Origin of the sequence: Pantoea sp. GM_Pan_4 (genome assembly GCF_026541005.1) — a bacterium.
GTDB classification, from domain to species: Bacteria; Pseudomonadota; Gammaproteobacteria; order Enterobacterales; family Enterobacteriaceae; genus Pantoea; species Pantoea dispersa.
In genome coordinates, this window is the sequence record NZ_JALNUZ010000005.1 from 88,998 (window position 1) to 101,175 (window position 12,178).

14 protein-coding genes are annotated in these 12,178 nt (G+C 59.2%); 12 read left to right on the top strand and 2 right to left on the bottom strand.

What is annotated here, in order from left to right:
* Positions 1-22: 22 nt before the first annotated feature.
* Complete coding sequence (gene yjgA / locus OXR61_RS13090; protein ID WP_010617112.1) at positions 23-565, bottom strand: ribosome biogenesis factor YjgA; 543 nt, start codon at positions 563-565, stop codon at positions 23-25.
* Between the two features lie 115 nt (positions 566-680).
* On the opposite strand from yjgA, the gene pmbA reads away from it, so the two are divergent.
* The 11 genes from pmbA (at position 681) to OXR61_RS13145 (ending at position 10,235) form a co-directional block, all read left to right on the top strand.
* On the top strand, positions 681-2,021 hold the full coding sequence (gene pmbA / locus OXR61_RS13095; RefSeq protein ID WP_021509729.1) for a metalloprotease PmbA: 1,341 nt from the start codon (positions 681-683) through the stop codon (positions 2,019-2,021).
* A 71-nt stretch (positions 2,022-2,092) separates the two neighbouring features.
* Positions 2,093-2,479, top strand: a complete 387-nt coding sequence (cybC, locus tag OXR61_RS13100; RefSeq protein ID WP_021509728.1) for a cytochrome b562 — start codon at positions 2,093-2,095, stop codon at positions 2,477-2,479.
* A gap of 263 nt (positions 2,480-2,742) precedes the next feature.
* Positions 2,743-3,081 (top strand): glycine dehydrogenase, encoded by a 339-nt coding sequence (locus tag OXR61_RS13105; RefSeq protein WP_010617110.1) that lies wholly within the window; start codon positions 2,743-2,745, stop codon positions 3,079-3,081.
* A 19-nt stretch (positions 3,082-3,100) separates the two neighbouring features.
* Complete coding sequence (locus OXR61_RS13110) at positions 3,101-3,457, top strand: SFCGS family glycine-rich protein (protein ID WP_021509727.1); 357 nt, start codon at positions 3,101-3,103, stop codon at positions 3,455-3,457.
* 2 nt (positions 3,458-3,459) lie between these two features.
* The gene (locus tag OXR61_RS13115; RefSeq protein ID WP_021509726.1) at positions 3,460-3,756 is read left to right on the top strand and encodes a DUF4312 family protein; all 297 of its coding nucleotides are present in this window, start codon (positions 3,460-3,462) and stop codon (positions 3,754-3,756) included.
* Between the two features lie 25 nt (positions 3,757-3,781).
* Positions 3,782-4,558, top strand: coding sequence for a DUF4311 domain-containing protein (locus tag OXR61_RS13120; protein WP_021509725.1), 777 nt, complete (start codon positions 3,782-3,784; stop codon positions 4,556-4,558).
* 12 nt (positions 4,559-4,570) lie between these two features.
* Positions 4,571-5,218 (top strand): DUF4310 family protein, encoded by a 648-nt coding sequence (locus OXR61_RS13125; protein ID WP_021509724.1) that lies wholly within the window; start codon positions 4,571-4,573, stop codon positions 5,216-5,218.
* A gap of 109 nt (positions 5,219-5,327) precedes the next feature.
* On the top strand, positions 5,328-6,461 hold the full coding sequence (locus OXR61_RS13130) for an amidohydrolase/deacetylase family metallohydrolase (RefSeq protein ID WP_021509723.1): 1,134 nt from the start codon (positions 5,328-5,330) through the stop codon (positions 6,459-6,461).
* The gene (locus tag OXR61_RS13135) at positions 6,445-7,566 is read left to right on the top strand and encodes a DgaE family pyridoxal phosphate-dependent ammonia lyase (RefSeq protein ID WP_021509722.1); all 1,122 of its coding nucleotides are present in this window, start codon (positions 6,445-6,447) and stop codon (positions 7,564-7,566) included. Before OXR61_RS13130 ends, OXR61_RS13135 begins: the two co-directional genes overlap by 17 nt.
* Entirely contained in the window at positions 7,563-8,300 is a 738-nt protein-coding gene (locus OXR61_RS13140) for a KDGP aldolase family protein (protein WP_021509721.1), read from the top strand. The genes OXR61_RS13135 and OXR61_RS13140 overlap by 4 nt, the downstream gene beginning before the upstream one ends.
* Before the next feature lie 24 nt (positions 8,301-8,324).
* Entirely contained in the window at positions 8,325-10,235 is a 1,911-nt protein-coding gene (locus OXR61_RS13145) for a PRD domain-containing protein (RefSeq protein WP_021509720.1), read from the top strand.
* A 205-nt stretch (positions 10,236-10,440) separates the two neighbouring features.
* Here OXR61_RS13145 and OXR61_RS13150 read toward each other — a convergent pair whose 3' ends face one another.
* Entirely contained in the window at positions 10,441-11,340 is a 900-nt protein-coding gene (locus OXR61_RS13150; RefSeq protein ID WP_021509719.1) for a LysR family transcriptional regulator, read from the bottom strand.
* A 129-nt stretch (positions 11,341-11,469) separates the two neighbouring features.
* Between OXR61_RS13150 and OXR61_RS13155 the strand changes: the two genes are divergently transcribed.
* A complete protein-coding gene (locus tag OXR61_RS13155) occupies positions 11,470-12,171 on the top strand; it encodes a pirin family protein (RefSeq protein ID WP_031280148.1) in 702 nt (233 codons plus the stop codon).
* Positions 12,172-12,178: the final 7 nt, after the last annotated feature.

Sequence of the window (12,178 nt, forward strand, 5' to 3'; positions counted from 1 at the left end):
GGGGCAACCGTCCGCAGTGGACTTACGCTTCAGCCAGCTCGCGCAGGTACTGGAAAATCTGGCGGGCGGCTTTTGGCGGCTTATTGGCGGCTTTCTCTTTCTGAGCGTTGCGGATCATACTGCGCAGCTGCTGACGGTCGGCGTGCGGATAGAGATTCAGCACTTCCGCCACCGCGTCATCACCCTGCTCGATCAGCCGATCGCGCAGCTGCTCCAGCTTATGGAACAGTGCAACCTGCTGGTTGTGGCGGTTCTTCAGCTTATCCAGTGCCAGGCGGATTGGTTCTTCGTCGCGCTGACGCAGCATTTTACCAATCAGCTGCAGCTGGCGGCGGCGGCCTTCCTTCTTAATGCGCTGCGCCAGTTCAATGGCGTCACGCAGCTGTTCATCAAGCGGGATCTTATCCAGGGAGTTTTTCCCTAAATCCACTAACTCGGCGCCCAGGCGTTTCAGCTCCTCGGCGTCGCGTTTAATTTCACTTTTACTGACCCAGATAATCTCTTCGTCTTCTTCTTCCTGATTATCCGGCACATCGTCGAGCCAGTCTTCGGGCTGCTTCGTCATCTGTTGGCTCCCTAAAAAAAGAGGCTAATCCTACCAGTTTATCGGGCGACTGCGAAATTGTTCTCTGAGTCTGATAGACTCAATAAATTCATACTTAAGATTAGACGGCAGGTCGATGAACGTATCTACTCAGGTTGCAGAACAACGTAAAGTGTTGGAACAGGCTGTCGCGCAGGCGCTGGAACTGGCGCAAGCCAGCACCGACGGAGCAGAAGTGGCGGTCACCAAAACCACCGGAATCGGTGTCAGTACCCGTTACGGCGAAGTGGAAAACGTCGAATTCAACAGCGATGGCGCGCTTGGCATCACCGTCTATCACCAAAACCGCAAAGGCAGTGCTTCCTCGACCGATCTCAGCCCGGACGCGATTAAACGCACCGTGCAGGCGGCGATCGATATCGCGCGCTACACCTCGCCCGATCCCTGTGCTGCGCCGGCCGACCGCGATCTGCTGGCGTTTGAGGCGCCGGATCTCGATCTCTATCACCCGTGGGAGATCGACGCCGATCGCGCCATTGAGCTGGCCGCGCAGGCCGAGCAGGCCGCACTGCAGGCTGATAAACGCATCACCAATACCGAGGGTGGCAGCTTTAACAGCCACGTCGGCATCAAAGTCTTTGGTAACAGCCACGGCATGCTGCAGAGCTACTGCTCGAGCCGGCATTCGCTGTCGAGCTGCGTCATTGCCGAGCACAACGGTGACATGGAGCGCGACTACGCCTACACCATTGGCCGCGCAATGGGCGATCTGCAAAGCGCCGACTGGGTGGGCGCGGAGTGCGCGCGCCGCGTGCTGGCACGTCTTTCGCCACGTAAGCTGCCGACCATGAAAGCGCCGGTGCTGTTCGCACCGGAAGTGGCCACCGGCCTGTTCGGCCATCTGGTGGGCATGATCAGCGGCAGCAGCGTTTACCGCAAATCCACCTTCCTGCTCGACGCGCTGGGCCAGCAGATTTTGCCGTCGTGGCTGACGATTGAAGAGAAGCCGCACCTGCTGAAAGGGCTGGCGTCGACGCCGTTCGACAGCGAAGGCGTACGCACCGAAGCGCGCGAAATCGTGAAAGATGGCGTGCTGCAGAACTGGCTGCTGACCAGCTATTCGGCGCGTAAGCTCGGCCTGCAAAGCACCGGCCACGCGGGCGGCATTCATAACTGGCGCATCGCCGGTCAGGGCCACAGCTTTGACGATCTGGTGAAGCAGATGGGACGCGGTTTGATCGTTACCGAGATGATGGGTTCCAGCGTCAGCGCCATGACCGGTGACTACTCGCGCGGTGCGGCGGGCTTCTGGGTTGAAAACGGTGAAATTCAATACCCTGTGAGCGAGATCACAATTGCGGGCAACCTCAAAGATATGTGGCTCAATATGGTAACGGTCGGTAACGACATTGAAACGCGCAGCAATATACAATGCGGATCGGTGCTGCTGCCGGAGATGAAAATCGCCGGACAATAAAGACATCGCTTGATGAAAGCAGCCCACAGCGGCTGCTTTTTTTTGCCTGATAATAATTAAAGGAAAACATTATGCGTAAGCATGTGATTGCTATGTTGTCTTTGTCGTTGCTGTTCTCTTCAGCCAGCCTGTTCGCGGCTGACCTGGAGCAGGATATGGATACCCTGAAAGACGGGCTGAGTGTCGTCAAGAAAACTTCTGACGCACAGGAAATGCACGCTGCACTGGGCAAGATGCGTGCCGCTGCGCAGGATGCAAAAAAATCCACGCCGGAAAAACTGGAAGGTCAGGGCGCTGACAGCGCACAGATCAAGGATTACCACGCCGGTCTGGACTCACTGATTGCCCAGATCGACGTTGTCGACCAGCTGGCGCAGGCCAACAAGCTGGACGAGGCGAAAACCGAAGCGAAGAAACTGGAAGATATCCGTAACGCCAACCATAAGAAATTCCGCTGATAAACCGGGCCAGCCTGCAGGCTGGCCTTATTCCTGCCGCGGCTTCGCGTCATTCCACCGTTTTTATCCCACTTTTTATCTCATTTCACGCATTTCGTGAGCAATCTCGCATAGTTCGTGCATCGTGCGATCTGGCGCACAGTCGCCCGTGGGATTTCCACTTTGAGGTGGAAATGTTGCGTCTCCACACCGCCAGGCGGACAGCGTAATTTCTTCTCAACGCGAATTATCTGACATTGTCCGCTGTAAACAGGAGTAACAAGGTGAGGAGTGATGCTGTCCCGCTGAAACCGAGCACGCCGGAGGCAATCCAGGCGCTGGCGGATAAGGTGATGAATCAAATCGCGGCGCTGTATGCCGCGCACCACATTGCAGCCAATGCGGTGCAACAGCAAATGCTGGCCTCACATGTCCGCGCCATGGCGGCTCGCTCTCTCACCGGAGAGGCGCTGCCGGACGTCGAAGCCGAACTGTTTGAGGACATCTCGCCTGAGACCATGGCGCTGGCGCAGCAGGTGGTGGATCTGTTTGGCAATTTGCCTGTCGAAGAAGCCTGGCTGCTGTCGGTGCATATCGAAGTGGCGAAATCGAACGAAGCATGAATTGAGAGAGGAACAGAATATGGTAACGGTAGTGATTGGCGATCGTCTGGGTAAAGGACAGAAAGTGGCAGCTGGCGTCGAAAAAGCCGGCGGCCGGGCAGTAGTGGTGCCGGGCGTGGCGGCGGATATGAAACTGGGCGACGTGATGAAAGCGGAAAACGCTGATTTCGGCATCTCCTTCTGCGGCAGCGGCGGTGCCGGTGCCATCACCGCACAGAACAAGTACGGCTACAAAGCCAAACACGGCATGCGTTCGGTTGACGAAGGGGTAACCGCCATCAACGAAGGCGCCACCGTGCTCGGTTTTGGCTTCATGGATAAAGAAGAGCTGGGTGAGCGTCTGGTTCAGGCCTGGAATAAAAAACACGGCAGCTAAGCATGAAACAACAGTATGAGACGCAGGTCACGGTGCAGGGCAAAGGCGACAGCAAAGCAAAAGCCTTCGCCGATGCGCTCAGCAAGGTGCAGCAGCAGGTGCTGCGCACCAGCCAGAAAATTCTGTTGCGCATTGAACCGCTCGATGTGCGGGTGCTGCGCGCGCAGGAGAGCGTGCGGAAGGAGAAATTTCTGTTCTTCTTCCTCGCGCGTGAACGGCGGAATTACAGCGTGGAGCTGGAAATTACCGTCAGCGTCACTGTGATCGACACCGAGAGCGTGACCTTCACAGCAACGTAAGAATAACGACAACAAGGGTAACATTATGTTTTTAATCATTTTGTTTAAGTCGTTGATCATAGGTGGATTAGTCGGCGTGGGCGTTGGAGCGGGCGCGGCGCGCATGTTCCACGCGCCCGTCACGCAGGGGATGGGTGCCTTCCGTACGCTGGGCGAGCTCAACTCCTGCGAGGGCGATCCGGCTTCGCACTTCTCCTTTGGTCTCGGCTTCTTCTTTAACGCCTGGGCATCCTCCGTTGCCGCGGGCTCCTTCACGCAGGATGTGGATCACCGCATTCTGCCGAACTGGGGCGCGGCCGCACTGATGGTAAAGAACCGCAACGTCGCGGAAACGCTGCATAACCCGAAACGCATGGCGATTGCCTGCGGCATCATCGGCATGATCGTGGTGGCCTTCCTGAACAGTACTGCTTCCGCCGTACCGGCTGCGCTGCAGGTGACCGCGGTAAAGGTGCTGGTGCCGGCGGCGAATCTGCTGGTGAACACGGTGATGCCGGTGATCTTCTGGCTGGCGGCGATAGATGCCGGTAAGAAATCGGGCTTCTGGGCAACCATTTTTGGTGGTCTGGCGCAGTTGATCATGGGTAATGCCGTGCCGGGTCTGGTGCTGGGCATTCTGATCGGTAAAGGCGTGGAAGAGAGCGGCTGGAACAAAGTCACCAAAGTGATGATGGCTGCGATTGTCCTGCTGTTTGTGCTGAGCGGCTTCTTCCGTGGCTTCGATGTGAAACTGCTGCAATCCTTCCAGCTCGGCATCCCTGGCTGGCTCGACATGATCCACAACAGTCTGAGCGGCAAATAAGGAGCCTTCAGCATGAACGAGAACGAAAACAAAGGGTTCTGGTACGCCGACTGGTCTTTCCCGCTGTTTGTCGGCCTGCTCTCCTCCGGCGTATTCGCCGGGACGCACATGTACTACCTGTACGGCATCGGTGCTTTTAACGAAGTGGCATTCGTTTCGATGCTGCGCTCCGGCATGGAAACCGGCGTGTACGGCGCGGTGGCGGCGTTTGGTGCCAGCTTCCTGTTTGCCCGCATTATTGAAGGCTCGCTGGTAGGGATTCTGGATATCGGCGGCGCGATTCAGACCGGCGTCGGCCTCGGTGTGCCAGCGCTGCTGCTTGGAGCCGGTATCGTGTTTCCGGTGGCGAACTTTGCCGCCTCGCTGGCAACCGGGCTGGTGATTGGCGTGGCGATTGGCTACGTGATTATCCTCGCGCGTAAATTCACCATCAACCAGAGCGATTCCACCTACGGCGCGGACGTAATGATGGGCGCCGGGAATGCCTCCGGTCGCTTCCTTGGTCCACTGATTATTCTGTCTGCTATGGCGGCGTCGATTCCGATCGGCCTCGGTTCGCTGGTCGGTGCGCTGCTGTTTTACCTGTGGAACAAGCCGATTACCGGCGGCGCGATTCTCGGTGCCATGGTGCTCGGCGCTATCTTCCCGGTTTCGCTTTGATGTGTGCGGTCGCCATGAATGGCGACCCTACAATGCCTGATATTACGCAAGCGTTAGAGTAAAGCATTGATTGTAGGGTGCGCATTCATGCGCACCATGAGGAGTAAGCATGTTTGATCTGATTCTGCGCCGCGCGCGTCTGTGTGATGAACAGCTGGTGGATATCGCGATTCGCGCCGGCAAAATCGCGGCGGTCGGTAAGGTGGACGGCGCAGCGCAACAGGAGCGCGATCTCGGCGGCCGCTACTACGTCAGCGCCGGCTGGATTGACAGCCACGTACACTGCTATCCCAAATCACCGATTTACCACGACGAAGCCGACGCGATTGGCGTGGCGCAGGGCGTCACCACCGTGGTGGATGCGGGCAGCACCGGTGCCGATCACATCGACGACTTTTATCAGCTGACGCGCAGCGCGAAGACCGAAGTGCGCGCGCTGATCAACATCTCGCGCACCGGCATCGTCACGCAGAACGAGCTGGCCGACATGGCGCAGATCGACGGTGAAGCGGTGGTGCAGGCGGTACAGCGTCGCCCGGACTTTATTGTCGGCCTGAAGGCACGCATGAGCAGCAGCGTGGTCGGCGACAACGGCATTCAGCCGCTGGTGCGCGCCAAAGCCATTCAGCAGGCGGCGGGCAATCTGCCGCTGATGGTGCACATCGGTAACAACCCGCCGGTGCTGGAGGAGATCGCCGCGCTGCTCACTTCCGGCGACATCATCACTCACTGCTTTAACGGCAAGCCGAACCGCATTCTGTCACCGCAGGGCGAGCTGAAAGCGGCGGTTAAGCAGGCGATCGCGCGCGGCGTGAAGCTGGATATCGGCCACGGCAGCGCCAGCTTCAGTTTTGCGGTGGCGCGCGAGGCGATTGCCCAGGGCATTCTGCCGGACACCATCAGCTCCGATATCTATTGTCGCAACCGCATCAACGGCCCGGTGCACAGCCTGGCGCACGTGATGTCGAAATTTTTCTCCATCGGCATGACGCTGCCGCAGGTGATCGCCTGCGTCACCGTTAATGCCGCAGCGGGTCTGCGTCTGGCCGGTAAAGGGCATCTCACCGCCGGTTATGACGCCGATCTGACAATTTTTACCGTCAAAGAGGAAGCCCGCCCGTTCGTCGATGCTGAAGGCGAACGGGTCACGGGTGAGCAACATTTGCTGCCGCTGGCCGTGGTGATCGCGGGCCAGTGGCATCTGACTGAGGAAGGGAAAGCGCATCATGTCTTCGATTTATGAGAAATATGACCTGAAACAGGTGATCAACGCCTCCGGCCGTATGACCATTCTTGGCGTGTCGACGCCGTCCGCCGACGTGGTGGATACCGTCAGCTACGGCCTCAATCACTACTTTGAGATCAAAGATCTGGTCAACAAAACCGGTGCCTACATCGCGCGCCTGCTGGAAGTCGAAAACGCGGTGGTGGTGTCCTGCGCCTCGGCCGGTATTGCCCAGTGCGTAGCGGCGGTGATCGTCAAAGATAACGACTGGCTGCTGGATAACCTGCACACCGCGCCGCTCAGCGTGCCGCACGACATTGTGGTGCCGAAAGGCCATAACGTGAACTACGGCGCGCCGGTGGGCAGCATGGTGGCGCTGGGCGGCGGACGCCTGATTGAAGCCGGCTACAGCAATGAGTGCTCGCCAGAACAGCTGGCGGCGGCCATCACGCCGACCACCGCGGCGCTGCTGTACGTTAAGTCGCATCACTGTGTGCAGAAAAGCCATCTCAGCGTCGAACAGGCGGCGGTGGTCGCACGCAAACACGGCATTCCGCTGATTGTCGATGCGGCGGCCGAAGAGGATTTGCAGTGCTATTACCAGATGGGGGCTGACCTGGTGATCTACAGCGGTGCCAAAGCGATTGAAGGGCCAACCAGCGGCCTGGTGATTGGCCGCAGCCAGTACGTCGAGTGGGTGAAACGCCAGAGCAACGGCATTGGCCGCGCGATGAAAGTTGGCAAAGAGGGCATTCTCGGTCTGACTCAGGCGATTGAAAACTATCTGCTGCAGAGCAAAACCAGCGGTGCCGACATGGTGGCGAAGATGACGCCCTTTATCGATAACCTCAACACGCTGAACGGCGTCAGCGCGCGCGTGGTGTGGGATGCGGCCGGTCGTGATATCGCCCGCGCTGAGATCAAATTTGATGAAGCGGTGACGGGCTGGCCGACCGGCGAGCTGGTGCAGGCGCTGAAAAACGGCGACATCGCCATCTATTTCCGCGGCTATAAAGCCAACGAAGGCATTATCGAAGCGGATGTGCGCAGCGTCAGCGCGGAACAGCTGCACATTATCTTTAGCCGCATCCAGGCGCTGCTCAGCGGAGGAAAACGCGCATGAATCTCAACCCCAATTTCTATCAGGGCCGTCTGTGCCTCAACGTGCTGGCTGGTTCAAAGCAGAATGCGCAGGCGATCTGGCAGGCGGCAGAAGGGCATGTGCTGGTCGGCGTTCTGTCGAAAAACTACGCCTCGAATGAGGCCGCGATTGCCGATATGCGCGAGTACGCGGCGCTGATTGATAATGCGCTGTCGGTCGGGCTGGGTGCGGGCGACCCGAATCAGTCGGCGATGGTCAGTGAAATCTCGGCGGAACTGCAGCCGCAGCACGTTAATCAGGTCTTTACCGGCGTGGCCACCAGCCGCGCGCTGCTCGGACAGCCACACACCATCGTGAACGGTCTGGTTTCACCAACCGGCACGCCGGGCAAGGTGAAAATCTCCACCGGTCCGCGCAGTTCGCAGGCGGCGGACGGCATTGTGCCGATCGCCACGGCGATCGCCATGCTGCAGGATATGGGCGGCAGTTCGGTGAAGTATTTCCCGATGGGCGGACTGAAAGCGGTGGAGGAGTATCGCGCGGTGGCGGACGCCTGTGCGCACCATGATTTCTGGCTGGAGCCGACCGGCGGTATCGATCTCAGTAATTTCGAAGAGATTGTGCGGATTGCTCTGGAGGCCGGGGTCAGTAAAGTCATCCCGCACGTTTACAGCTCAATTATTGATAGCGCCAGCGGCGACACGCGCATTGACGATGTGCGTCAGCTTCTGGCAACGTGCAAGAAACTGCTGTAACAAATGAGTAACAGGTGAGGCTCCGTGAGATTTCCCAATCAGCGTTTAGCTCAACTCTTCGCGGCGCTGCAAAGCGAAACGCTGCCACAGGATGAGCTGGCGCGGCGTTTTTCCGTTTCAACGCGCACGGTGCGCACCGACATCACCGCGCTCAATGCGCTGCTGGAACAGCACGGCGCTCAGTTCGTGCTGGCGCGCGGCGCGGGCTATCAGCTAAAAATCGACGACGCGGTGCGCTTCGGCCGCCTGCAGCAGGAGAGTGCGGCACCGCTGCGGGTGCCGCGCACCTCGCAGGATCGGGTGCGCTATTTGCTGAGCCGCTTTCTCACCGCCGCGTATTCGCTCAAGCTGGAAGATCTGTCGGAAGAGTGGTTCGTCAGCCGCGCCACGCTGCAGAGCGATATGGCGGAAGTGCGCGAGTGGCTGGGCCGCTATCATCTCAACATCGAAACCAAGCCGCGCTACGGTATGAAACTGTTTGGCAGCGAGGCGGCGATTCGCACCTGCCTGACCGATCTGCTGTGGCAAATCGACCAGCAGACACCCGACAGCCCGTTGCTGACGGTCGAGGCGCTGCACAGCGGCATGCTGGCGCAGCTGCAGCCACTGCTGGCGCAGTGTTTCACGCAGCATGCCATCCGGCTGAGCGATGAAGGCGAGCGCTATCTGCTGATTTACTGCGCGGTGGCGGTGCGCCGCATCAGCGAAGGCTTCCCGCTCAGCGATCCCGGCGCGGAGGATGTCGGCGAGGAGATACGCGAGGCGGCGCACGATCTGGTTAATCTGATGCGTCCGCTGGTGGGTAAAGGCATCTCGCAGGCGGAAGAGAACTGGCTGCGCGTTAACATTGCGGCGCGGCAGATTCAGGCGCTGGCCCCCAGCACCATCAACGCCGATGACGCGGATGCGCTGGTGGATTACCTGCTTAACTACATCAACACCCATTACAACTACCGGCTGCAGCAGGATGAGCAGCTGCGCGCCGATCTGCTCACGCACATCAAAACCATGATCACCCGCGTGCGCTATCAGATCCACATCCCTAATCCGCTGCTGAGTAACATCAAGCAGCACTATCCGATGGCCTACGATGTGACGCTGGCGGCCGTCACCAGCTGGGGCAAATACACGCCGTATACCATCAGCGAAAACGAAATTGGCTTTCTGGTGCTGCACATCGGCGTCGGGCTGGAGCGACATTACGATGTCGGCTACCAGCGACATCCGCAGGTGTTGCTGGTTTGCGACAGCGGCAACTCCACGCTGCGCATGATCGAGGCGCTGCTGCTGCGCAAATACCCGCAGCTGGTGGTGACGGCGCGGCTGTCGCAGCGTGACTACGAGGTGCGTGCGCACATTGATGAAGATTTTGTTATTTCAACCGCGCGGCTCAGCGAGAAGAACAAGCCGGTAGTGATGATGTCGCCATTCCCTACGGAGTTTCAGCTGGAACAGCTCGGCAAGCTGGTGCTGGTGGACCGCACCCGGCCTTACATGCTGGAGAAGTACTTCGACGCGCAGCATTTCATGGTGCTCGACCGGCCGATGAGTCAGTCGGCGCTGTTCCGCCTGCTGTGCGATCGGCTCGAGGCGGAGGGCTATGTCGATGCTGATTTTTATCCTTCAGTCGAAGAGCGTGAAGCGATTGTCAGTACCATGCTGGGCGAAGGGATTGCGCTGCCACACTCGCTGGGATTACTGGCTAAAAAAACCGTGGTTTATACCGTGCTGGCCCCGCACGGCGTGAGCTGGGGCGATGAGACGGCTTCGGTAATTTTTCTGCTGGCGATCAGTAAGAGTGAATACGAGGAGGCGATGGCGATTTACGATCTGTTTGTCACCTTCCTGCGCGAAAGGGCGGTAACAAGACTGCGCGACTGCGCTGATTTCGTCAGCTTTAAAGCGGTGGCGATGGATTGTCTGAGCCGGTTGTGATGGGGATGGGTGCGGTTTGTCCCTCACCCCAGCCCTCTCCCGCAAGCGGGCGAGGGGACCGACCCAGCGGCGAGTGAGTTCAGGCGCTGATCCTCAGGCCCGGTGGAATGACTGAATTCTGGCCCTCAAACCACGCGCGGACGGCTCCCTCTCCCGCTTGCGGGAGAGGGCTGGGGTGAGGGCGAAACGCCGCCAGCACCAGAAATCAGCCGCGTTTCGCCAGCAGTTTCGGAATCTCACGCAGACACCAGGCTTTGGCTTCACCCATGCTATCGCGACGCCACGCCATAATAATATCCACCTCACGGGTATACTCGGCGCTGACGACGCGCAGGCGGCCTTCGGCGATATCTTTCTCCACCATCGGATAGGGCATGGTCGCTACGCCCAGACCGGCCAGCAGCGCGCGGCGTTTATCATCCATGCTGCTTACCGTCAGGCGCTGCTGTTTGTCCAGCAGCTGCACCGTCAACACCGGACGTTCGCGCGCGGTGTCCGCCACGGCGATGCCGCGATACTTAACGCGCGTGACCTCGGACAGCGGCTCGGCTTCCTGATGAATCGGGTGATCCGGACTGGCAACATACACGCTCATAATGCTGTACAGCTTGCGCGTGTTGATTTCGGTGGAGGCGCGAAAATGCAAATCCGGCGCGATCACGATGTCGGCGCGCCCCTGTTCCAGTCGCTCCCACGCGCCCGCCAGCACTTCGGTGACCAGCGAAATCTGCGTATTGGCTTTCTCGGCCAGCTTCTCGACCAGCGGGAACAGCAGTTCGGTCGGGATTAGCGCTTCGGCCACGATGGTCAGATGGGTTTCCCAGCCGCGCGCCAGCGCTTCGGCATCGGTGGTGAGTTTATCGGCGGCTTCCAGCAGCACGCGGCCGCGTTCCAGCAGCATTCGCCCGACGTTGGTGAATTTGGTGCGATGGCCGGAGCGGTCAAACAGCACCACATCCAGCTCCTCTTCCAGCTTCTGCATGGTGTAGCTCAGCGCCGATGGCACGCGTCCCAGCTCGTCGGCCGCCGCGGCGAAGCTGCCGCGACGGTCAATAGCATCCATCACACGTAAAGCTTCCAGGGTTAACGCGCGCTCTTTAGCCATGCCGACTCTCTGTCAGTAAATTTGAATATGCCAGGCAGATTAACTGGCTAACAATCCGGCGTCCAGCCTTTTACCATTGACGTATAAAGCCTGTGGTGGATTCTCACCGCAGTGCGTCGGAGGTAAAGCATGATGACAACCCGCTGCGCGTCCGCATGTGGCCAGGCCGATTTCGGTTGGTTGCAGGCGCGCTATAGCTTCTCATTTGGCCACTATTTTGATCCCCAGCTGATGGGCTACGCCTCGCTGCGCGTGCTAAATCAGGAAGTGCTGGCACCCGGTGCGGCATTTCAGCCGCGCACCTATCCGCAGGTGGATGTGCTCAACCTGGTGCTGCAGGGTGAAGCCGAATACCGCGACAGCGAAGGCAATCACCTGGTGGCGCGCGAGGGCGAAGCGATGCTGCTGTCGGCTCGCCAGGGCGTCAATTACAGCGAACACAATATCAGCAAGGATCGCCCACTGACGCGCATGCAGCTGTGGCTGGCCGCCTGTCCGGAACGGGAAAATCCGCTGCTGCAAAAACGTGCGCTGCCGCAGCAAACCCATGTGCTGATTGCGTCACCGGATGGTGCGGACGGCAGTTTGCAGCTGCGCCAGCAGGTGTGGGTACATCAGGTCACGCTGGCACCAGGCGAGCAGTACAGCCTGGCGCTGCACGGACCGCGCGCCTATTTGCAGTCGATTCACGGTGCGCTTGAGGTACGGGCCAGCAGTGCGCATCAGGAGCAGCTGCGCTGTGGCGATGGGGCGTTTGTCAGTGAAGAGGCGCAGATTACGCTGCAGGCGGAAACGCCGCTGCGTGCGCTGGTGATTGATATTCCGGTATAAAAAAGGC